At 52.2% G+C, this 21,707-nt stretch carries 19 protein-coding genes; 12 read left to right on the top strand and 7 right to left on the bottom strand.

The window, feature by feature from the left end:
- Window positions 1–32 precede the first annotated feature (32 nt).
- From SD10_RS14040 to SD10_RS14030, 3 genes are all read right to left on the bottom strand, one after another.
- Window positions 33–1,295: an NAD(P)/FAD-dependent oxidoreductase gene (locus SD10_RS14040; RefSeq protein WP_046574430.1), complete on the bottom strand. Its 1,263-nt coding sequence runs from the start codon at window positions 1,293–1,295 to the stop codon at window positions 33–35.
- Window positions 1,292–2,296: a 4-hydroxyproline epimerase gene (locus SD10_RS14035; RefSeq protein ID WP_046574428.1), complete on the bottom strand. Its 1,005-nt coding sequence runs from the start codon at window positions 2,294–2,296 to the stop codon at window positions 1,292–1,294. Before SD10_RS14035 ends, SD10_RS14040 begins: the two co-directional genes overlap by 4 nt.
- Window positions 2,297–2,442: 146 nt before the next feature.
- Window positions 2,443–3,354, bottom strand: coding sequence for a dihydrodipicolinate synthase family protein (locus SD10_RS14030; protein ID WP_046574426.1), 912 nt, complete (start codon window positions 3,352–3,354; stop codon window positions 2,443–2,445).
- A gap of 164 nt (window positions 3,355–3,518) precedes the next feature.
- Between SD10_RS14030 and SD10_RS14025 the strand changes: the two genes are divergently transcribed.
- On the top strand, window positions 3,519–4,385 hold the full coding sequence (locus tag SD10_RS14025; protein WP_046579521.1) for a helix-turn-helix domain-containing protein: 867 nt from the start codon (window positions 3,519–3,521) through the stop codon (window positions 4,383–4,385).
- 4 nt (window positions 4,386–4,389) lie between these two features.
- Here SD10_RS14025 and SD10_RS14020 read toward each other — a convergent pair whose 3' ends face one another.
- Window positions 4,390–5,418: a LacI family DNA-binding transcriptional regulator gene (locus SD10_RS14020; protein WP_046574424.1), complete on the bottom strand. Its 1,029-nt coding sequence runs from the start codon at window positions 5,416–5,418 to the stop codon at window positions 4,390–4,392.
- Between the two features lie 387 nt (window positions 5,419–5,805).
- Between SD10_RS14020 and SD10_RS14010 the strand changes: the two genes are divergently transcribed.
- Window positions 5,806–6,558: a hypothetical protein gene (locus tag SD10_RS14010; RefSeq protein ID WP_046574422.1), complete on the top strand. Its 753-nt coding sequence runs from the start codon at window positions 5,806–5,808 to the stop codon at window positions 6,556–6,558.
- Between the two features lie 24 nt (window positions 6,559–6,582).
- Here the strand turns inward: SD10_RS14010 and SD10_RS14005 are convergent, their stop codons facing one another.
- Genes SD10_RS14005 through SD10_RS13995 form a run of 3 tightly spaced genes read right to left on the bottom strand, consistent with a single transcriptional unit; the run spans window position 6,583 to window position 11,465 of the window.
- Complete coding sequence (locus SD10_RS14005; RefSeq protein WP_046574421.1) at window positions 6,583–9,624, bottom strand: lantibiotic dehydratase; 3,042 nt, start codon at window positions 9,622–9,624, stop codon at window positions 6,583–6,585.
- A gap of 11 nt (window positions 9,625–9,635) precedes the next feature.
- A complete protein-coding gene (locus SD10_RS14000) occupies window positions 9,636–10,367 on the bottom strand; it encodes a LytR/AlgR family response regulator transcription factor (protein ID WP_046574419.1) in 732 nt (243 codons plus the stop codon).
- A gap of 24 nt (window positions 10,368–10,391) precedes the next feature.
- Window positions 10,392–11,465: a sensor histidine kinase gene (locus SD10_RS13995; protein ID WP_046574418.1), complete on the bottom strand. Its 1,074-nt coding sequence runs from the start codon at window positions 11,463–11,465 to the stop codon at window positions 10,392–10,394.
- A gap of 378 nt (window positions 11,466–11,843) precedes the next feature.
- Here SD10_RS13995 and SD10_RS13990 point away from each other — a divergent pair, with 378 nt between their 5' ends.
- From SD10_RS13990 to SD10_RS13945, 10 genes are all read left to right on the top strand, one after another.
- Entirely contained in the window at window positions 11,844–12,926 is a 1,083-nt protein-coding gene (locus tag SD10_RS13990) for a lanthionine synthetase LanC family protein (RefSeq protein WP_046574416.1), read from the top strand.
- Between the two features lie 66 nt (window positions 12,927–12,992).
- Window positions 12,993–13,739, top strand: coding sequence for a LolA-like protein (locus SD10_RS13985; protein WP_046574415.1), 747 nt, complete (start codon window positions 12,993–12,995; stop codon window positions 13,737–13,739).
- A gap of 49 nt (window positions 13,740–13,788) precedes the next feature.
- Window positions 13,789–16,179 (top strand): TonB-dependent receptor domain-containing protein, encoded by a 2,391-nt coding sequence (locus tag SD10_RS13980; RefSeq protein WP_046574413.1) that lies wholly within the window; start codon window positions 13,789–13,791, stop codon window positions 16,177–16,179.
- A 45-nt stretch (window positions 16,180–16,224) separates the two neighbouring features.
- Complete coding sequence (locus tag SD10_RS13975; protein WP_046574412.1) at window positions 16,225–16,941, top strand: hypothetical protein; 717 nt, start codon at window positions 16,225–16,227, stop codon at window positions 16,939–16,941.
- Between the two features lie 183 nt (window positions 16,942–17,124).
- Window positions 17,125–17,850, top strand: a complete 726-nt coding sequence (locus SD10_RS13970; RefSeq protein WP_046574411.1) for a hypothetical protein — start codon at window positions 17,125–17,127, stop codon at window positions 17,848–17,850.
- Between the two features lie 103 nt (window positions 17,851–17,953).
- Window positions 17,954–18,559: a hypothetical protein gene (locus SD10_RS13965; RefSeq protein ID WP_046574410.1), complete on the top strand. Its 606-nt coding sequence runs from the start codon at window positions 17,954–17,956 to the stop codon at window positions 18,557–18,559.
- A gap of 53 nt (window positions 18,560–18,612) precedes the next feature.
- Window positions 18,613–19,329: a hypothetical protein gene (locus SD10_RS13960; RefSeq protein ID WP_046574409.1), complete on the top strand. Its 717-nt coding sequence runs from the start codon at window positions 18,613–18,615 to the stop codon at window positions 19,327–19,329.
- An 18-nt stretch (window positions 19,330–19,347) separates the two neighbouring features.
- Window positions 19,348–19,962 (top strand): hypothetical protein, encoded by a 615-nt coding sequence (locus SD10_RS13955; protein ID WP_046574408.1) that lies wholly within the window; start codon window positions 19,348–19,350, stop codon window positions 19,960–19,962.
- A gap of 225 nt (window positions 19,963–20,187) precedes the next feature.
- Window positions 20,188–20,730 (top strand): SdpA family antimicrobial peptide system protein, encoded by a 543-nt coding sequence (locus tag SD10_RS13950; protein WP_158500568.1) that lies wholly within the window; start codon window positions 20,188–20,190, stop codon window positions 20,728–20,730.
- Window positions 20,718–21,686: a sporulation-delaying protein SdpB family protein gene (locus SD10_RS13945; protein ID WP_052731187.1), complete on the top strand. Its 969-nt coding sequence runs from the start codon at window positions 20,718–20,720 to the stop codon at window positions 21,684–21,686. Before SD10_RS13950 ends, SD10_RS13945 begins: the two co-directional genes overlap by 13 nt.
- Window positions 21,687–21,707 lie beyond the last annotated feature (21 nt).

Raw genomic sequence — 21,707 nt, 5'->3', positions numbered from 1 at the left:
TTCACCAGGTCGAACGGCTTCCAGGAGAAAACTCAGGCAAAGCGATCCGGGCTGAAGGGCGTAATCTCCAGGCTGTCGGCGGCTCCAGCAACAAGTTCGCTCACCAGCTTGCCCGTTGCAGGTCCTAAACTCAGCCCCATCATGCCGTGGCCGGTAGCCAGAATAACGTTGTCGAATCGTTTCGTTCGGCCAATGTAGGGGAGGCCATCGGGTGAGCAGGGACGCAAGCCCCGCCATACCACTTCGACATCGGGCATGGTAACTGGTACATCGGGGTAATACTTGTTGATCGACTGAACAATGCCCCGCACCCGATTCATATTGACCGTCATATCGGTACCAGCTACTTCGAGCGTACCGGCAAAACGCAGGTCGTTGCCCATAGGAGTGGCCGTAGCACGCGCTTCGAGCATGATGGCTGGGACACGAATGTTGTTTTTAATATTACGAAGGGCAAAACTATAGCCTTTTCCGCCCTGCATCGATAAGTTCATGTTCAGCAATCGGGCCAGCGACGGGGACCAGGCACCCCCTGCCACAATGAGTTCATCGATTGGGAAATCACCCTGTGGGGTTTGTACCGATGTTATGCGCGACTGCTGTTTGCCGAAGCCCGTTACGGTATGATTTTCCAGAATGGTAACGCCCTGTTTACGTAAATAGGCCACCAGTGAGCGAATCAATTCGCCCGGATTCAGGTGTGCGTCGCCGGGATACAACACACCTCCGCGCACATCGACTCGCGTATGGGGCTCCAGATCCTGAACCTGCTGGCCATTTAGTACCTGTGCGTCAATACCGGCTCGATTCGCTACACTAGCCTCCTCGGCCATTTCGTGTTCGGCTGATGCCGTTTTGTAAAGCATCAGCAGGCCCCGTTCCTGCCATTCAAAGTCCAGATCACCATTGGCCGCTAAATCCTGATACAGGGTTTTGCTCAATAGACTAATGTCGCGTAAAACCGGAATGGAGTATTCAACGTGTTTGGCCGTCGAGTGCCGGTAGAACAGCCAACCCCAGCGGGCCAGCTCGATATTCAGGCGGGGTTTTACATAAAATGGGCTGGTGGAATCAAGCATCCAGCGCATACCTTTGGCAATCATACCCGGCTGGGCCAGCGGAATGATATGGCTGGGCACAATCATGCCGGCATTCCCGAACGAGCAGCCGTCGGCGATAGACGTCTGATCGAACAGGGTAACGTGGTGCCCCGCTTTGTGTAAATAGTAGGCCGAGCTAAGCCCGATGATGCCTCCGCCAACAATGCCAATCCTAGTCGAGGCCCGATGTGTCATATTACTTGAAATCCATACGCATATGGATCGTCTTCGTCCAGAATAAGGTGGTTATAGCCGTGAATCCGTGCCCAGCCTTCAATGCTGGGTACAATGGCGGGACGAGCCGCCAACTCTGTTTCGGCCTCAATACGTCCGTTGAAAATAGACCCGATAATGCTCTCATGCACAAACGTTTCGCCCGGTTTGAGACGGCCCTGGGCGTACCATTGCGCCATGCGGGCCGATGTGCCCGTGCCGCAGGGCGAACGATCAATGGCTTTGTCGCCATAGAAAACGGCATTGCGGGCGGTGGAGGTTTCTTTCAGCGGTTTACCCGTCCACAAAATGTGGCTAAGCCCGTTGATTGTCGGATTTTCGGGGTGAACAAAGGTGTATTGTTCATTCATACGCGTTCGCATCTCGCGCGCCCAGCCAATGAGTTGTTCGGCCTTGTACTGCTCCAGTCCGGGAAAGTTCGGTTGGGGGTCGACAATAGCGTAAAAGTTACCACCATAGGCAACATCGACCGTTAGCAGGCCCAGTTCAGGACAGTCGACGGTTAGTTTTTCGGCTGCCAGATACGATTTGATGTTTGTAATCTTCACCGATGTCACTTTCCTGCCTTCCTGTTGGTATTCGGCCCGAACGAGTCCGGCGGGTACTTCCAGATTCAGAACACCGGGTGTTTTGGGGCGAATCAGATTCTGTTCGATTGCCACCGTTACGGTGCCAATGGTGCCGTGTCCACACATGGGCAAACAGCCCGAGGTTTCGATAAACAGGACGCCCGCGTCATTTGCCGGGTTGGTGGGTGGGTACAGAATACTCCCCGACATCATGTCATGGCCACGCGGTTCAAACATCAGCCCTTTCCGAATCCAGTCGTATTCACGCAGAAAATGCTGCCGTTTCTCGCTCATGGTTTCCCCTTGCAGAAACGGAATGCTGCCACCCGTAACCACCCGAACCGGATTGCCACAGGTATGAGCGTCGATGCAGAAAAAGTGATACTCGGCCATTTTTTTTGGAAAGAGTAAAAACGAATAGTCTAAATTGTTTAAACGGCTTCGATTATATACACGGGCTTCAGCCGGTGTTCCAGTCTATACACGGTCTGAAGCCCACGGGTACAACCGTATTAGTCAATACACATAAGAGCAACTCGTTAGGCTGCGTTAATGAGTGGGCGTTTGGCTAGGGCTTCTTGAATAATCTGCTCAACCTGGGCTCGTTCGGCACCAATGAGCGGTAGGCGGGGAGCCCGGACATATTCCGAGCCAATGCCGGTGGCCTGCGCAGCCAGCTTAATATACTGAACCAGTTTCGGGTGAATGTCCAGTTCGAGCAGCGGCATAAACCAGCGGTAAATTTCCAGTGCCTCGGCCAGTTGACCCGCTTTCGTCAAGTCATAAACGGCCATTGTTTCCTGCGGAAATGCATCGACCAGGCCGCCTACCCAGCCATCGCAGCCGAGCAAGAGGGCTTCCAGGGCCAGCGTATCGACACCACCCATTAGCTTGAACCGGTTGCCGAAAGCGTTGCGCATGCGGGTAATATTGGTCAGGTCGCGGGTCGATTCTTTGACGGCCTGAATGTTGGGCAATTCCGCCAGTTCTTCGAACATGGCCACCGTTGTCATAATTTTGTAATCGTAGGGATTGTTGTAAATCATGATCGGCAGGGTCGTCTCCTGGGCTACCGATTTGAAGAACGTAACCGTTTCACGGGCATCGGCCGGGTAGCGCATCGGTGGGAGGAGCATGAGCCCGTCGGCCCCATTTGCCTGGGCTTCGTGGGCGCGGGCAATCGCCTGTTTGGTACCTTGCTCGGCAATATTAACCAACACGGGCACTTTATCCTGGCAAACGGCCAGTGCCGATTGCAACAGGCTGATTTTTTCCTCATTCAGCAACGTACTGGCTTCGCCCAATGAACCACCAATAATAAATCCGTGTATACCCGCTTCGAGTTGAGCATGCAAATTCTTTTCAAAAAGCGGGATGTCCAGTTCATCATCGGCCGTAAATGGCGTTAGGAGTGCGGGATAGACACCTTCCCACAGTACAGATACATTCATTGGCGTAGTTTTAATGATAAATGATTCAGTTAAACTGTCTGGTCAGTTGACACACTCAAAGTTCACTAATGTTCGCCGTAGGCCGTTGCCTTTTATTCATCGATACTAATACTTATTTCACCATATTAGCAAACTTATTACGAAAGCAAGCCAACTACGTATTGATGAAGCCACTTCTCTTCCGCGTACCCACCGTCGATGATCGCTCATTTCGAATTGAGCAGGACAGCGCACCTCATTTTTATGGGCACCTGCACTTTCACCCCGAAATACAACTAACCCTCATTCAGCAAGGGGAAGGGACGTTGATTGTTGGTGATAAAATAGATCGCTTCGACCAGTACGATATTTTACTCCTGGGGGCTAATATACCCCATGTTTTACTGAGTGACCCCCGTTATTACCAACCTGATTCGACGCAGTTGGCCACCTCGGTTACGGTTCTTTTCAGGCCCGAACACCTGGAAGCAACCCTGCTGAATTTGCCGGAAACAAAACACTTACGCTTTCTCTTACAGCAGGCTCAGCATGGTGTCCGACTGCGCTGTAGAGTGAGCAACGCGCTCACAACACAGTTCGAAAACATGCCAAAACAGCGCCCATTCGAGCAATTGTTGGTACTACTGCACTTATTGGATAATCTGGCAACGAATCCGGACCGGGAGGTGCTGTCGGCTACGGCTTACGCACGGCCTCAGCGACCAGACGATCAGCGTCGGCTGGAGCAGGTTTTCTCGTATATACTACAACAGTATGCACGGCCCATCTCCCTGGAGGATATAGCCAGCGTAGCGAACCTGACGCCTGGTGCTTTCTGTCGTTTTTTTCGGCAGCACACGCGCAAAACGTTTTCGCAATTGCTCAACGAGGTTCGCATTGAACACGCCTGCCGACATCTGCGCGAATCGCGGGAAAACATTAGCCAGATTGCGCTCAGTTGTGGGTACACAAACCTGTCAAATTTTAACCGCCAGTTTAAGGATTTGGTGGGAATGCCTCCCGGCGAATACATTCGGAGTTATCGGATGTAACGTATCAGGCCGTTGACCGAAGTGATGAGGCTCGCACAATGAGCTGAGTGTCCATAATCCGGGTTTCTTTTACGGTCATACCATCTTTAGCGTCTAACTGGTTGAGCAACAGGCGAACCGTTTCTGTACCCATCTCCTGAATAGGCTGGCTGATGCTGCTCAGTGCTGGCGAGAAAAAAGCCGATACGGGTTCGTTATTAAAACTAACGACCGCCACATCGTCGGGTACACGAAGACCCTTTTGTTTCATGGCATAAATGGCTGGATAGGCTACCCGGTCACTAATCGTAACCACGCCATCGGGTGGCTGTGGCAGACTCATCATAGCTATCGTTTGCATAATCGTATTCTCCTGGGTATAGTCGCAGTGAAACACATATTGGTCGCCAACCTGTACCTTATGTTTCTCCAGGGCAGCCTGATACCCTTTAATGCGTTGGTTGCTCAACACTAATCGAGCCGGGCCAGCCAGGAAGCCAATTCGCTGGCAACCATTTTCAATCAAGTGTTCCGTTGCTTTAAAGGCGGCAGCCTCATTGTCGACAATGACTTTTGACACATCAATACTTTCGGCATAGCGGTCGAACAGCACCAGGGGGATGTTTTTGCGAGCCAGCCGTTCGACATGCTCATAATTGTCCGTATCGCGCGACAGCGAGATGATAAAGCCTTCTACCTGGCTTCGTAATAGATTCTGAATGTTGGTGATTTCGCGCAGATAGGATTCATTCGTTTGACACACCAACACACTATAGCCCGCCTGAAGAGCAGCTTCTTCGATACTGTTGAGCATCGCAGAAAAAAAATGATAGCTAAGATTGGGCACAATGACACCAATGGTTTTTGTGCGGCTTTTGGCTAAATTTTTGGCCAACTGATTTGGTTGATAATCAAGCTCTTCGGCCAACCTAACTACGGCATCCCGCGTAGTTGGATGAATTTCAGGTAGTCCCCGCAGTGCCCGCGAAACCGTTGAGATAGAGATGTTAAGTGAGCGGGCAATATCCTTGATGGTTACGGGTGTATTCTTCATATCATACGAGGGGCTCGGCGCACTATACACTTACTAGAAATAACTTCTTCTCGGCCTAGGTAAAGCAGCCAGAGAGCCAGTAGAAGAGTTGTCAATACTAACGAAAAAAGTTTAATAATTTTAAGGCTGTTCGAGTTACTGCAAGCCTTGCCGCCAACAATTACGGGAAGAAAATTACCAAGTCTAATGTATTGAAAGGACAAGCAACCAACAGTATAAGGCTTTAGAGCAGTCGCGTCAGCGATCAGCTGTTTATAGAAGTAGGACTCGAATTTTTTTGCTTCTGGAAACCCATAAAAAGCCTTGTAACTTCGCGTCGGCATGAGCCTTTGCGTTTAGTAGTAATAACTAAGCCAACTATTGGCCTGCTTTGCAACTGTTTTTCGAATGAACATACTCCTGCTCAAAGTAACATTAATGCCTACCGTCATTGCGCTGGTTACGCTGGCCATTCGAAAATGGGGTAGTAAAGCAGGCGGATTGATTGGGAGTATGCCGTGGGTGGCAGGTCCTATTCTGCTCTTTTTTATCCTGGAACAAGGGAAGTCGTTTGGCATCTATTCCATTCAGGGGTCAATGACCGGCATACTGGCGCTGATTAGTTTTTGTGTCAGCTACTCGGCTTTTTCCCGCAACTTTACCTGGTTTCCTACACTCCTGATCTCCTACGGGTTATATACCGCTACGGCTCTGGTTTTCAAGTATTTACAGTTGAATTTATACGTCAGCTATGCCATTGTCATGATCAGCGTAGTACTCAGTCTACAGTTTTATCCATTGCCGATCGGCCCGCCAGCGAGCACCCGGCGATTGCCTTTCGATATTCCCATTCGGATGGCCGTTGCTACGGTATTTGTCTTAGCCATTACGGCATTAGCCAGCGTGCTGGGCCCAAATTGGAGTGGTATCCTGACGCCCTTTCCAATCATGACGACTATTCTGGCCATCTTTACGCACACACTTCAGGGGAGCAGCGCTACCATTACCACACTGCGCGGTCTGGTCATCGGTCTTTTGGGCTTTACTACATTTCTCTTTCTGCAAGCCTTTCTACTGAACCAATATTCTGTTGCGCTGTCCTTTGGGATTGCCTTTGTCGTCAACGTATTGATCAACCTGGCCGCAAGTCGGGTGTGGTGATGTCCTTGGAAGATGACCGTAAGTTTACCGGGTGTTGAGCCATTGTTTAATCAATTTGCTCAAAAAACAGTAGACAATAAGCTCATTTTTCCGCTGACTGTCGATAAACAGGCGATTGAGGAACAGGTGCGTTATCGACGACAACAGTCGTTCGGGCGATTGGGCATCCGCTGTCTGGAGGTTTTTATGGAACGTAGCGGCCTGTGCATGATAATCGGTCAGTAGCCCGATCAGTATCTGCTCGTTAGGGCTGGGTTTTACAAGCGCGTGTTTATGATCGCGAAACAGGCTATTGACGTCGGTCTGGAATGATTTATCGACCCGAAATTCGCGGAGAAAACTATCCCGCCAAGTTTCTACCAGGTGGCACTGGCTTATTGGGTCATATTGCCAGGCAATCAGTAACTGGTGAACAAACAAACAACCCACGCGTAACCGCTGCCAGTCGGGCTGCCCATTGAGCAGTACCAGAAGGTTTAGAACGGCCCGGCTATCATACCAGAACCAGTTTTCGCAAATTTCAATCGTTGTCGAGCCAAACCGCTCTATTTCACGCTGATAGGTATCGAATTGCACCTGCATAACGCGACTATCGGTAGTCATGAGTTGGTTAGCCCAGGCACTCACGGCATCGAGCAGCGACCGATCCTGTGCTTCGGTGGCCAGAAAACGAATACGCAGGTGATTCTGCGGATCAAGGTAACGGATAAAAAACCAGGATTGGATTAGCTGTCTCTGCGCCAGATCAGTCAGGAAATCGGGCAGGCTTTCCAGGAGCAACTCATCCAGGTAAGCACAACCGGCGTAGAGTTTCAAGTAGACCCACTGGCTCCCCGGTGCGAAATGACGGGTAAGCAGGGCCTGATCCGACGGCCGGGCTGCGGCTGATCGAACGGGCGTAAACGACGGTCGCTCTCTATGCAATGGAATCAGTAGCTCGTGATTCCACCGCTTCAGATCATCAGACCGAACGACGGATTCGGTGGTTGCATCGAGCCATTCAACCAGCGTTGCCTGGCCGTCTCGTTTGAGCGTTTGTTGCAGTAAGGTGCGACCAGCCTGCGTTTCTACATCCAGCACCAGCTCGTTGTCGCCCTCGACCAGCAATACGAAACGGGGCAATCCCTGCGCTAATCGCCAGGATGTCCAGTCTACACCAAAATTGTGCCCAATGTCCTCCAGCCGAAGGTGCCAGCGTGCCCGGCTGAGCAACACCGTCTGAAATTGCACACGGGGGAGAAAAGGCATGGTTGTCAGCATTCCCCAGTCCCAGCCCACCCGCAGGCTGGCCTCCTGGTGTTGAAGATCATACAAAAATCGGTAATGCATCAGACCACCAGACAGGACATTGTGAGCAGTTGACAGGCGGGGAACAATGCGCTGGTTTAGTTTCTTCGAGTAAAGTACGACCTGCTGGCCATTTGGCATGTTGACAAACAGGTCGTGCAGGGGTAACTGCTGCGGTTCCGGCACCGCCGACTGAGTAAGAATCGGTATTTCGTATTCCCGAAGAATGGGCCGGCGAAGTACATTGCCCGTGCGGGCACTTGGCAAATGAACCAGTTCGGCCAGCCGTACATTGGGGTAGCTTGCCTGCTCGTCCTGCAAACAGTGGCGCAAACTTGTTTCGAGTTCAGGAGAAAGGTGAGCGAAACGGCCCAATAGATTAGCCGCCGAAGGGCCGCCCATCCCTTTCAATAGGAATAGAGGGGCGTGCCCGTCGGCCGGGCGGATTAGTTGGCCCAGTGCATACCCACTGGCGGGCAGCGCCGTGTTGAGCTGTACCGGTAAAATACAGTCCAGGTCATTGATAGACAGTGTAATCGTGAAGTGCCGGTTTCGGATGGCCTGGCTATACAGTCGCAACAGATGCTCCGAAACGGGTGTCACGGTTGGGGCTGATGGTGCAGACGCTATCCAGGGCAGGCTGTCTAGCCAGGCCGTTGGAACACCCGGCTGGCTATCATAGCCGACCCCAAGGTCAGGGTCCAGGGCCGTCAGCAGCGGAACGGACTGGTGTTCGTAGCGGGCAAAAAAACGGTGTCTGAAGGCGTCGAGCCTGGGTAGAGCCAGTGGCGGGCTCCGGTTAGCCAGGTTTGACAGCGATGTGGTTAGTTCCGTTTTTAGGGATGCGCTCAGTATGGTTGTGTCGGCAGGTAAGAAAGCGTCGCACTGCACGAGCGATGAGCCGCTAGTCGGGAGGAGCGTCTCCAGCAGGCTTTTGAGTTGCCGGTGAGCCGCTACATCCCGCTGGCCGAGCAAGTGCTGCACCTGATTGAGCTGGTCAACCAGCGAACTGGTTTCCGATAGCTCGGAAAGGCGGGCAATCAGTACAGTCAGCGGGTCGGGACCCGTTAGGGTTGCGCTCAGCTCGGAACACAGAAGTTGGTTGTCGATGAGTGCGTTGAGATAAGCCGATGCCTCGGAGGCAGCGGCCCCCGATGTGTGCAGCAGCCCGACAAGTTGCCCGAACGATACGCCCGGCTGAGCACAATCAAGCACCTGGCGCAGCGTTGGGTCGGTATCGACGGCCTGCTGATAGTAGGTCCGCTGGCCATCCTGCTCGGTATAAGCCACATACCGGAGCGTATTGCCTACTACCCACAGGCTTTCGTTGGGTTTGTACAGGAGCTGCTGGCGAACAATGGGCAGGTCGTTGATCACCCCGATGAGTTGGCTAAGCAGACCCATATCCAGGCGAACATTGCGCGTAACGGCCGGTCTGGCCTGTAGGTCCGAAATGGTTCCCCACGCTCCTAAACTGATTCCCGCAAACAGGCCAAAGGGCGTGCTGCGGGTGGTCATCCGGATGTAGTATTTGTAGAGCGTAAAGAGGAAGCTGTCGGTCGGTTTTAACCGGCCACCCAACCAGTCAACCAGCAGGGTATGGACTGCGGGCGACGCATAAAAGAGAGCCTCCTGACACCGCAGGTCGGTATAAACAGTCTGAAGAGCGTCGGCCAGAGAGGTGCCTTCCTGTAGCCGTTGCTGGATGGCCAGGTAGTCGTCAATGGCAAACAGCGGCCGACGCAGCACAAAGAAATCGGCTGGCAGCAGTTGGGTCATACGACAGGGAGTTACTTATTCTGAAGAATCGATTTCTGCAGCAAGGTGAGCAGGTCGTCTTTATAGCGCCCTGATGTTGGAATGCGGGGGGCATCTTTCATGAACAGTTCGTTGCCGTCGATGGCATTGATCATGCGGATTGCTACGATGTAAGAGCGGTGTACCCGGGCAAACTGCCGGGCGGGCAGCCGCTCTTCCAGTTCACCGATACCGCTATAGGTTACGATTTGCTCCTGCTTGCTGGTAAAAATGGATACGTAATTTTTGAGCCCTTCAATGTAAACAATTTCGTCGAAGTTGACTTTGCGTAATTTGCCCTTATGTTCGGTTTTAACCAGAATAAAATCGTCCGCGACGGGGGTGTTCAGGGGGGGCGTAATTTGCTGCCGATTGAAATGGTTGAGGGCTTTTTCGGTGGCCTTCAGAAACCGGTCGAACGGGATCGGTTTCAGCAGGTAATCCAGCGCATTCCGGTCAAATCCGTTCAGGGCAAACTCGCTGTAGGCCGTTGTGAAAATGATCTGCATAGTGCCCCTGTACAGATCGACGAATTGCAGACCCGTGAGCAGTGGCATCTGAATATCGAGAAACAGTAAATCGACAGGGGTTTGTTTGAGTAATTCAATGGCCTTTGGAGCCGAGGTGGTGCTGCCTGTCAGGTGAAGATAGGGGGTGTCCGATATATATTTTGTCAGTACGTTAATGGCCGCCTGCTCGTCATCCAGGACAAAACAGTTTATCATAATGAACAACTGGTTAGGTAGAATTTATAGATTTGCCATGTCGATGAATAAAGCTGCAGAAAATATATTATTTATTTCGTTCTTTTCAAAGCTGTACTTAGTTCCGAATATTAAATTTAACTGTTTGTCGATATTAGTAAGTCCAAGTCCTCCCTGAGTATAATTAGGAACATCCTTTTTGCGATTCGATGAAGTAAATCGGATACTGTCTTCGGTTAACTCAATGCTGATAACAGCGGGCGACGTTGGGTCGAACATGTCGCCGTATTTAAACATATTTTCGACCAGCGAAATCAGAATCAGGGGTGGAATCGTCAATTGTTGCTCATATTCGTCGCCCGTTATGTGTAACTGCACGTGCAACTGATCGCCGAAGCGGTACTGCTGGATTTTGAGATAACACCGAATGTAATTCAACTCCTGCCCAACGCTCACCATCGACTGGTAGCCCACTTCCGATACACTTCGCATCATCTGCGACAGGGCCATGATGGAGTCGGCCAGCCGGGGCGACACCATGAGCGCATCGGCAAAGAAAAAATTGAGCGTATTGTAGAGGAAATGCGGGTTAAGCTGCGCCTGCAGAAAAGCCAGTTCCGATTGCGCTTTTTCGGCCTGAAGGGCAGCAATTCGCTTTTCATTGAACCGCTTCTCGCGCTCCAGCCCAATCGAATACATCGCGAACCAGTAGCCGTAACTAAACATGATGTATTGCATGGCCAGCCACAGCGAATCGGGAATGAAGCGGTCATAAACGATGAATGATTTTGTGTAGATTGTTTTGATCCCCAAGGCAGGCATCAGCGTATAAAACAGCCAAAACCGTATGGCCACATATCCGCCAATCAGCAGGAGTGTGTAAAGCACTAAACGAACGTATTGCTTTCGCTGAATGCAGGGGTCGATAATGGCGTAAATATTCGTGTAGAATAAAATGGCAACCAACCCATACGTAAAGGGCATTTGCACGATAAAAGCACGCTGGAGACTCCACGAAAACAACAAAAGATTGTTGATCAGCAGGTAGATGGCCCAGACCGATGTATGAATGAGGAGAGTCTTTCGGTTGGCTTTCAGCCACGTTATCAGGCGATGCATAAGCAGCTAAGTAGGGTTTTGTATGGAGAAAGACTGGCTTCGTATAATATTTTAGGGCAAGCGGGATGGATGGTGCAACTTTCGAACATCAACGCAAACAAATCCAAACCTCAACCAAAATAAGCCATGAAAACCTCTACTGCAACTACCGTTCAACTCAATCTCACCGTAAAGAAAGTGGCAAACCTATCTGCTAACCCTGGCTCAGGAAAAGGTCGAGGCATAACAACCTTACCGACGACCCTGTTTTGAACCCGTCCTTTTATCGGGCAACAACCTCTTCGTATAACGCAACGGGCGATTGGTACAATAAACTGGCCTGGATCGACCCACCCAATTTACTTTGTTTCACGGCTTGCTCAACGCACACGAAAAAGCATGAACGCTCTGATTTTACCGGCCAATGCAGCCACTCTCCAGACGATAGAACGGCAGGTGAACCGGTTTGTCCACAAGGCTTTTGAAGAACAGCGTATGACCCGTGCCGACCAGTGGCTGTATTCGGTCTGGAACGGCTCTGCCAATTGGACACTGCTGGAAGGAATACTTGCCGACAATGCACAAAGTGCCGTTAGCCTGCCTGTTCTGATCGGGTGTTTACAGGCATATCGACAACAACCCACTAAGCGACAGACGGTTCTGTTGGAACACATGGATAAACTCGCTTACGAACAGGCGACGAGCCGACTAAGCCAGGGACAGGTTGGTATTTTATCGGGTGGCGCGGCATCCCTGCACTACCTGCTACTAGCCAGCATGTATTCGGAAAAACCCCGTCAGTATAGTGATGAGCTTGTTCGGCTGGCGTCTCATACCCCAATGAACTACGCCAGTTCGATGGTGGATTTATCGATGGGGAATGGCCAGACAGGATTGATGCTCACGCTGATCGAAGGGGCCGAAAGGACAGCATCAGAGAAGCGTATAGCGCATGGCGTTAGTGAACTTGGGGCCATCATAGACCACTATCTGCGGTACCTGTTGGAACACCAGATTCCTGTTGATTCGCAAACCGATACCTGGTTTTTGTTTCCGACGTCGGTATGCGGGGATGAGTGGAATATAACGGAGCGGCTGACGTGGGAGGTCGGCGATGTAGGGCAGTTGTTACTGCTTTACCGGGCGCATCAACTCCTTGAACAGCCAAACGTGGCACGCTGGGCCGACCGGCTGTCGGGATTTGTGCTGCAGCGACGCGCCATGAACCGCGTCAGACTTGACCCACCGGGGCTGATTGATGGGAAAGCCGGACTAAGCTTACTGTTTCGACGGCTGCATCTGATCACCGGAGAAGCTGATTTTCAGCACGAAGGCGAATACTGGCTTGGCCAGCTTCTGGCCGATGTACAGGCTGGCTATCAACCGACCGACTGGTCACTGCTAACCGGTACACTGGGCATCAGCGGTGCCATTCGCCAGTGGTTAGGCCACGATTTGAGCCTTGACCTGCTGTTTTTATGACCAATAAAGTTGCTATTAATCTATCTGAACTCCCTAAAAACGAACTATTTATAATCGACTGAAACCATGAAAAATGTACTCATTGCGGCCCTGCTGCTGGCTGCTCCCTCCATCGGCCCTACGGCTCAGGCTCAGAACGTGCCCGTACAGTTTGCCGCCCTGCGAACCCCTGTACTGACGGCCCAGGCTGTACTCGATAAGCACCTACAGGCACTTGGCGGAATCGAAAAACTTAGCGCCCTCAAAACGGTGATTGTCCGGCAAACGACCTCGGCTCAGAATCAGGAAATACCGCAAACGTTGTACATCCTGCCCGGTAAGGGCGTTCGGAGCGAGATGAATGCATTGGGTACGCAGATTATCGTAGTCGCTCGTGCCGATAGTGGCTGGCAAGTAAACCCGGCCCTTTACGGCAATGGACAAGCCGTTGCGTTATCGGCCAGGCAGGCAAAATCAGCTTCTGCACAGGCCGATCTGTTTGGGCCACTCGTGAGCGCGCAGGCAAAAGGGCATACGGTCACCTACGATGGCGATGAAAAAATGGAAGGGGATCTCTGTCATAAATTGACCGTAGCGACGTCGTCGGGCGGACACTATACGGCTTATGTCTCCCAGAAAAACTACATGCTGGTGAAGCTGATTACCAAGAGTTCGGAAATCTATTATGCCGATTATCGAAGCGTCGATGGCTACTGGTTTCCGTTCGTTGTCGAGGTCATCAGCGGTGGCAACAAAGCGAGTTTAATCGACCGCAGCTTTGAGGTGAACAAGCCTGCCGATGAAGCGCTGTTCCGAATGCCAACGGGCAAGTAGTCGCTTAGTTTCCTTTTGGAGTCATTGTTCACCCTTACCCGCAGCCTCCATGAACGCGTATTTGGTTATTTGGTTATTGATCGGCACCCTGCCCGGTGTTGGCTACCCAGCCGCCCGAATGCATAGCCCATCCGATACGTTTGCTGTCGTTCGGCAGGAGGGTAAGTGGCTAATCCGGGGCACGGTTGCTGACTCGGCCTCAAAACAGCCCGTACCTTTTGCCTCCCTACGGCTGGTTGAGGTTACGACGAAGCGCGAAGTGGTTGGCCTGACGGCCGATGCAAACGGACAGTTCGTGGTTGAAGTGATGCCCGGTATAGCCTGCCGCCTGGATGTGTCGAGCGTTGGATTTGCTTCCAAAAGCCTGGCCGTTCCACCACCTGATGCCAACCGGCGAACGGTGCTGACCATTGCGATGCGCGCTATAGTAACGGCAATTCAGGAAGTGTCGGTGCGGGGCAATAAGCCCATTGTAGAAGAGCAACTCGACCGATTGGTATACCATGCTGATCGTGACCTGACGGCTCAGGGCGGGTTAGCCACTGACCTCCTGCGGAAGGTACCGTTGGTGACGGTATTGCCCGACGGCGGGGTGTCGGTTCGGGGGGCTACTAGCGTGAAGTTGCTCGTAAATGGTCGAAGCTCAGTGTTATCGAACAATCCGGCTGAACTGCTGCGGCAGATACCAGCCGAATCCATCAAAACGATTGAAGTGATCACGTCTCCATCGGCCAAATACGAAGCCGAAGGGTCAACGCTCATCAACATTGTTACGAAACGAAACCTGACACAAGGCCTCAACGCAACCCTAAATGGGGGCATCGGTAGTACGGGTAGTAATGCCGCCAGCAGCCTGTCTATGAACTATAAGAAGCTAAGCATCAGTTCGGGGCTTACTGGCAACTGGTTCTACAACCCCTTTGCGGCCGATGCCGACGTGTATCGAATTCGGGGGGGCGACCGGCAGCGGGTCATCAGTCAGCAAGCCAGCGGCACCATTGGAATAGGAGTGATGAATGCCAATGCTGGGGTAGAGTATCGCCTATCGGATAAAACGCGCCTGCTGGTCGGGCTGAACCACCGGGTTCGGCAGGTCTGGACCGACCGCGACGCTCAGTTTAGCACCGGTACCGACGAACCAACGCTACCCGCCGGCCATTATCACTCGCTGATCGACTCGAAAACCAACGACTGGAACGCCGAGTATAGTCATACGTTTGGTAAGGCTCAGCAGGAGCTAACGATAAGCTGGACTGGAGGGATCACCCGCAATCAAACGGTAGCGATGCCTGCTCCACCCACGCAGACCGATATTCGGTCGCAGAACAACGAGCACGTGTTTCAGGCTGATTACCAGCATCCAATTCGCCGGAACTGGCTGCTGGAAACGGGCCTTCGTTTCACGACACGAGACATCAGCAATAGCCTGAGTGATTCGCTGGCTGACCATCGACTGACAACGCTGCACTATCGGCAGCAACTGGCTGCTGCGTATGTATCCAGTCAATGGGATCTGAAAAAGAAGTGGAGCCTGCGAACGGGGGTTCGCCTGGAATCGACTACGAACGACATCCAGCAACAGGTGGATCAACGGAGCCAGCACTACACAAACCTGTTCCCGAATGTGCTGATTCAGAAAAGGCTGAAGAATGCCCGGAGCGTGAAAATAGCCTACGGACTTCGTATTCAGCGGCCCCCGGCTCAGTTGCTGAACTCCGCCGTAGCCACCACCGACCCGATCAGTCGCTATACTGGAAACCCGCTCTTACTACCGGAGCAGATTCATACGGCTGAGCTGAGCTTTAGCACTTATGTGAAAGCGAACTCGATCATTATGAGTGCGTTTGTCCGGCACGTAAACCAACCCATTAGTCCCTACAATTCGCTTGTCGGCAATGCGCTGGTTACTCAATACGTAAATTTGGCCAATCAGACAGACATAGGTATCAATTTGTATACCTCTGTAAAGACCGGGCCGCACTGGCAAACGATAGCGACGGCTAACCTGTACTACGCAGCTCTACGGGGTGGGGCAGGGCTGGGTAATCTGACCAACGAGGGAACAAATTACACGCTCGGTACCCTGTCGACCTATGATGTATCGAAAACATGGGCAATCCAGCTCTACGGCGGGTATAATTCAGCACGGATACGCCTACAGGGACGCGATGCCAGCTTCAGTTATTATCAACTGAGCGTACGCAAAAGTTTACCTCAGCAACGAGGCAGTATTGCCCTGGGGGTTGACAATCCCTTGCAGCGACGGGTTCCTTGGGTCAGTTACAACGAAGCGTCCACCTTCGCTTTTCGCAGCGTGGCTTATCAATATAACCGGGGCGTTCGGCTGACGGTGGTCTACCGGATTGGTAAGACAGGACCGCGTCAGGAGTCGGCCAAAAGCCGGGAACGACGCCAGAGTGACCTTAAAGAAGACCAGTGAGTTTACACAAATGCTTATTTCTAAACCTTTAAACTTCCTTTATGTATGATCACGTTTATCCGCAAATCGTTGTTAAATGCCTATACGGCACTACCCATGCTGGTCTGTCTGCTGGTGGCTACCTGGACCAGTCAGGCCAAACCCCTCACGGTCAATCATCAGTATTCGGGAGAAGACATGTTTCGTGGCTTATTCTTCCTGGAAGGTAGTTATGCCGAGCATCTGCCAGAGTTAAAAAGCCTTAGCCTGAATTACGCGTACAAACTCGCTAAATCGGCAGACAAGGCAATGGTGAACAAGACCCGCGACCAGCTCATCGCCACCATTCGTACCACCCACCCGGCCTATTTCGACAAGCTTCGGGCAGCCCTGGAAAGTGGAAACCACATGAAGGTGGACCTGGCTTTGCGCACCGGTCATAAGGTACTGACCGATGCGGCCGAAAGACTCTACAAGCTGAATGCCGGCCAATTGGCAAACCTCCAGAAACAGGCGGCTAACCTATCGGCAGAAGGTAAACTGAATCAGCAGGTTATAGAACGTATGGCTACCGAATTGCAAAAGAACCAGTTTCATATTCAGCGAGATAGTGGTACCTGTGTGCTGCTGCCAACGGGTGTAGTTTGTGTACTCATTGTTTGTCTGTACTGCCCCATCGTTGTCTATGTCGTAGCGGTTGAGGAGATGGCGCATGCCGACTCAAAACTGATGACAGAGCAGTTGGTTGCGTCGATCTGCCAGCTAGCCGCCAATCCGGCCTGATAGTACCCCGAACGGTGAGTCATTTGGACCGCTAACCGCCCTTCTTTCCTGCCTGTATCTTCTTTCCTGTAAGATAGTCGTTGACAGTGGCTTACCGGTTTAAGTCATTGCCCCGACAGCGTGTACTTCATTTTTCATAATTATTTCTCGTCAATTTTTCAACTCTAAACCCTTTTATCACTCATGGTTACTTTTATTCGTAAGTCGCTCCTCAATGCCTACACCGCCCTGCCTTTGCTGATCTGCTTTGTGCTGGCCTCCGTCAACAGCTTTGCCAACACCAACAAAGCTACCCGCACCGCCTTTCTGAGCGGAGAAGAACTCTTCCAGGGCGTCTTCTTCCTGGAAGGAGCCTATGCTCAGATGCTGCCCGAGACCCAGTCGCTGCAAACGGCTTACCTCAACCACAACCAGAGTGCCGCCCAGAAAGCAGCCGTCTCGGAGGTCCGTCAGGCAGTGCTGGCTCAGATTGCTTCGGCTCATCCAGGCTACTTTGCTCAGTTCAAGTCGGCCATGAAGAGCGGGGATCACCTGCGGGTGAGTGGGGCCTTGGCGCAGGGTCAGCAGCTGGTGGCTCAGGCCTTGGATGGGTTGTACAAGTTGGACAAGGCTGAGCTGGCTCAATGGCAGGCGAAGGCGCAGGCGGCCTCGGCCGGTCAGGGGGGCAAGCTGGATGGGCAGGCCATCGAGAAGCTGGTGGCTCAGATGCAGAAGGGCAAAGCCGTGGATGCCAACAATGGCACCTGCGCTGTGGTAGCCGTGGTGGTACTGGTGGTAGCAGTAGCGGCTGTATGGGTAGCTATCGCGCTGGCCGCCGAAGAAATGATCAGTGACAACCGCAACACGAAGAGCTTATTACACGAGCAATTGGTCGCTTCGATCTGCGAAGTAGCTCCTCAAATCGCTTAATACCTCAAATTTATTCCGGGTCGGCGTTGGTGCAGACCGGTGCCCATACGCCGACCCGTTTATTCGCTTGCTTCACTCCTGAACCCTGAACTCCTTATCACCCATGATCAACTTCATTCGTAAGTCTTTACTAAATGCCTACACCGTGTTCCCGCTGCTGATTTGCCTGTTAATCGCTGGCTGGTCTACTCAGGCTAAGCCACTCACGGCCAACCATCGCTATTCAGGGGAAGAAATGTTTCGCGGCCTGTTTTTTGGAGAAGGTCGTTACGCCGAAGCCATTCCTGAGTTACAGAGCTTACAATTAAGTTACTCGAAAAAACTAGCGAAACCGGTTGATGAAAAGGCTGTTCGTCAAGTGCGTAGCCAGATCGTGCAGTACATTCAAACGCAACAACCCCGTTATTTCGAAAACCTTCAGGTAGCCTTTGAAAGCGGTAATCCCACCAAGGTCCAGGCAGCACTCGAATCAGGCCGGGCCATCACGGCGAAAGCGATTGAGCACCTCATGAAAGACAAGAATAAAGCCCAGTTCGAAATTCGACGCGAAACAGGTACGTGCATTGTCATCGCAAACTATTGTACAATCATCGCCATGTGTGCCGTCATCATGATGATTCAGTCGGAAGAACTCGCGCAGGGCGACTCAAAACTACTGACCGAGCAACTGGTTGCTTCGATCTGTCAGGTAGCGGCTAATCCGTCTTAACCCCAATCCCCATCCTCCGACTCCTTTCCCAACGCTAAACCCTTTTATCACTCATGGTTACTTTTATTCGTAAGTCGCTCCTCAATGCCTACACCGCCCTGCCTTTGCTGATCTGCTTTGTGCTGGCCTCCGTCAACAGCTTTGCCAACACCAACAAAGCTACCCGCACCGCCTTTCTGAGCGGAGAAGAACTCTTCCAGGGCGTCTTCTTTTTAGAAGGAGCCTACGCTCAGATGCTGCCCGAGACCCAGTCGCTGCAAACGGCTTACCTCAACCACAACCAGAGTGCCGCCCAGAAAGCAGCTGTCTCGGAAGTCCGTCAGGCAGTGCTGGCTCAGATTGCTTCGGCTCATCCAGGCTACTTTGCTCAGTTCAAGTCGGCCATGAAGAGCGGGGATCACCTGCGGGTGAGTGGGGCCTTGGCGCAGGGTCAGCAACTGGTGGCTCAGGCGCTGGATGGGTTGTACAAGTTGGACAAGGCCGAGCTGGCTCAATGGCAGGCGAAGGCGCAGGCGGCCTCGGCCGGTCAGGGGGGCAAGCTGGATGGGCAGGCCATCGAGAAGCTGGTGGCTCAGATGCAGAAGGGCAAAGCCGTGGATGCCAACAAGGGTACCTGCCTGGTGACGGTTCTGGCTGTCGCTATTGTACTCTGGGTTGTGGTGGTGGTTGCCGTTGAAGAAGAAATCAGCGTAAACGGAGCAAACAGTCACTCCCTGATGCACGAACAGTTGGTCGCTTCGATCTGTACCATAGCGCCCCAAATTGCCTAAACCCAGCCTACTCTTCTTATGAAAACATCACGACGCAGTGCCCTGAAACAACTGAGTTTCGCCCTTTTGGCTGGCTTTAGTCCGCTGGCTGGCTTCGGTTCTTCGGAAAAAAACAGGCTATTTACCGGTGAAGAAATGTATCGTGGTATCTTCTTTGCCGAAGGTCAGTTTGCCAGATTGATCCCCGAAATCCAGTCGCTCAAAGCGGCTTATGCCACCTCGCAGCCCACTGGTGTTCAGGTCGAAACCGTACGTCGGCAGATCATCGACCATCTGAAACAAACAGATGCGGCTTTTTTTACCCGTTTTAAAGCCGCTTTGCTGAGCCAGAATGTACTGACCATTCAGCAACAGCTTCGAACCGCTTCCGAGCGCACAGCCCAAACCCTAAAAACGCTGTATAGCTCGCCGACGAGCGAGGGGAGTGGTTACCAACTAAAGAAGGTAGCGGATTCAAGCCAGGGAGCGGTTATTGTGGTCGTTAATGTCGTTGCCTGCGTCGACGTTATCTACATCCTTAGTGCCGCTACCATCTTCGAAGATGAACAAATCGCGACGACCCAGAAAGCATCGCCCCTGCTGATCGAGCAGATAGCGTTCTCGATCTGTTCGGTTGTTCGAACGGCTGCGTAGTCAGGAATAATCGGTACTTGTTTTCCTGTAAAGGACGGCTTTCCTAGCGAAAACCGTCCTCTTTTTTTATGGAGAAAACGCGGCTTCGTAAGGAGAATACAGGCAGTAGTATAATAAAATTCAGGGGTAACGGCGCCGTTCGCAACTTTCATACACCAAACAGAAGCGGACAACTGATCCGGTCTGTCGACGAAAAAAAACGTAACCACTAAACCCGATATGGCTATGAAAGCAACCCGAATCACGTTTGTTGGTATCAGTCTGGTCTGGGCCGGGCTGGCCTTTTTCTCCCTGCTTACCTACGTAAAAGATAATCCCATCCGGTTCAGTTATGAGTTTCAGCATAACCTCCGCACGCTATTCCCCCAGGGCTGGGCTTTCTTCACAAAAAGTCCACGCGATGAAACGATCCAACTGTATCGCTGGGAAAACAACCAGCTGACCCTGGTAGACGGGCAGCGTCAGGCTACGTTTGCCAACCTGATGGGTTTCAGAAGGGCCTCGCGCGCCATGAGCGTGGAGTACGCTTACCTGCTTTATAATGTAGCGGCCGACAATTGGGCGCGCTGTGAAAACGATCCCGAATCGTTTATCCGCACTCATAAACTGACCAACGTTCGCGTGGAAAACAACACGCCGAGGCCCTTTCTGGCGGGTACCTACTACCTCATTCAAAAAGGCATTGTTCCCTGGGCCTGGGCGTCACAGGCCGACCACATTACCCTTCCCTGTTCCATCCTAAAACTTACTGTTGTATGCAAACGCTAACTACGCTCGACCGATACCTGAACACGCTGATGGCGCGTAATCCCTGGACCAATGTGTATGGGGTTGTCCGATCCCTGCTGGCTTTAGGAACCCTTTGTACCTTGCTTCTGAACGATATGGGTACGCTCTTTCGGCCCATTGCCGGCCAAACTGACTGCCCGGCCTGCGTGGGGCTGGCTCAATACAGTCTGTTCTGCTGGCTGGGCGATATCGAAACGGCCCGCTGGGTCTGTGTGGGAATTCTCCTGCTGGTGCTGATTGGCATTTATCCTCGTTTTACGGCGCTGCTGCATGTGTACGTCGGATTTAGTTTTATGTCGACGGCCGTGCTGGTCGATGGGGGCGATCAGGTAACGCTGGTGCTGAGTTTGCTGCTGTTGCCGCTGGCGCTCACCGATCCGCGCATGTGGCACTGGTCGATGGGGCCAATTGTCGGTCGCGAAACGTACGCGTTTCGATTCCGCAAACTACTAGCCCTTACGTCGTACTCGCTGTTGCGGCTTCAGGTAGCGCTGATTTATTTTGAAGCCTGCGTTGGTAAGTTCAAAGTAGCCGAATGGGCCGATGGCACAGCCATTTATTACTGGTTTTCAAATCCTACGTTTGGCCTGTCCCCCGAAGTACATAGCCTGCTGCTGCCCATTTTGGCCAATCGCTGGTGTGTTGTATTACTGACCTGGAGTGTGTTATTTCTGGAGGGAGGGCTATTTCTTGGTCTCACACTCGAACCAAAATACCGTCGGTATATGCTTTGGGCCGGTATTGGGTTTCATTTCATGATTATCCTGATTCATGGTCTGCCCACTTTCTTTATGGCCATGACAGCCGCACTGATCATTTTCCTGCGCCCCTATTATCAGCCGTTTAGCCTGTTGCCTCTGGCGAGCCCGTTACAGAAACTGGTGCCCAGGCTACCGAGCTTCAAATCGGCGACTGTATCGCCTGCCCAAGTCTAACCTAAACCCCCATGGGCGGGG

The sequence above is a fragment of the Spirosoma radiotolerans genome (assembly GCF_000974425.1).
Classification (GTDB): Bacteria; Bacteroidota; Bacteroidia; order Cytophagales; family Spirosomataceae; genus Spirosoma; species Spirosoma radiotolerans.
The sequence above is the reverse complement of the archived record's forward strand: the minus strand, read 5'-3'. Positions and strand labels throughout refer to the sequence as shown.

Bases quoted from the DNA above. Each gene is read 5' to 3' on its own strand.
- SD10_RS13950 (WP_158500568.1), top strand. From the start codon at position 20,188: ATGAAAGCAACCCGAATCACGTTTGTTGGTATCAGTCTGGTCTGGGCC.
- SD10_RS14040 (WP_046574430.1), bottom strand. From the start codon at position 1,295: ATGACACATCGGGCCTCGACTAGGATTGGCATTGTTGGCGGAGGCATC.
- SD10_RS13965 (WP_046574410.1), top strand. From the start codon at position 17,954: ATGATCAACTTCATTCGTAAGTCTTTACTAAATGCCTACACCGTGTTC.
- SD10_RS14035 (WP_046574428.1), bottom strand. From the start codon at position 2,296: ATGGCCGAGTATCACTTTTTCTGCATCGACGCTCATACCTGTGGCAAT.
- SD10_RS13985 (WP_046574415.1), top strand. From the start codon at position 12,993: ATGAAAAATGTACTCATTGCGGCCCTGCTGCTGGCTGCTCCCTCCATC.
- SD10_RS13980 (WP_046574413.1), top strand. From the start codon at position 13,789: ATGAACGCGTATTTGGTTATTTGGTTATTGATCGGCACCCTGCCCGGT.
- SD10_RS13990 (WP_046574416.1), top strand. From the start codon at position 11,844: ATGAACGCTCTGATTTTACCGGCCAATGCAGCCACTCTCCAGACGATA.
- SD10_RS14010 (WP_046574422.1), top strand. From the start codon at position 5,806: ATGAACATACTCCTGCTCAAAGTAACATTAATGCCTACCGTCATTGCG.
- SD10_RS13970 (WP_046574411.1), top strand. From the start codon at position 17,125: ATGGTTACTTTTATTCGTAAGTCGCTCCTCAATGCCTACACCGCCCTG.
- SD10_RS14005 (WP_046574421.1), bottom strand. From the start codon at position 9,624: ATGACCCAACTGCTGCCAGCCGATTTCTTTGTGCTGCGTCGGCCGCTG.
- SD10_RS14030 (WP_046574426.1), bottom strand. From the start codon at position 3,354: ATGAATGTATCTGTACTGTGGGAAGGTGTCTATCCCGCACTCCTAACG.
- SD10_RS13995 (WP_046574418.1), bottom strand. From the start codon at position 11,465: ATGCATCGCCTGATAACGTGGCTGAAAGCCAACCGAAAGACTCTCCTC.
- SD10_RS14000 (WP_046574419.1), bottom strand. From the start codon at position 10,367: ATGATAAACTGTTTTGTCCTGGATGACGAGCAGGCGGCCATTAACGTA.
- SD10_RS13945 (WP_052731187.1), top strand. From the start codon at position 20,718: ATGCAAACGCTAACTACGCTCGACCGATACCTGAACACGCTGATGGCG.
- SD10_RS13975 (WP_046574412.1), top strand. From the start codon at position 16,225: ATGATCACGTTTATCCGCAAATCGTTGTTAAATGCCTATACGGCACTA.
- SD10_RS13960 (WP_046574409.1), top strand. From the start codon at position 18,613: ATGGTTACTTTTATTCGTAAGTCGCTCCTCAATGCCTACACCGCCCTG.
- SD10_RS14025 (WP_046579521.1), top strand. From the start codon at position 3,519: ATGAAGCCACTTCTCTTCCGCGTACCCACCGTCGATGATCGCTCATTT.
- SD10_RS13955 (WP_046574408.1), top strand. From the start codon at position 19,348: ATGAAAACATCACGACGCAGTGCCCTGAAACAACTGAGTTTCGCCCTT.
- SD10_RS14020 (WP_046574424.1), bottom strand. From the start codon at position 5,418: ATGAAGAATACACCCGTAACCATCAAGGATATTGCCCGCTCACTTAAC.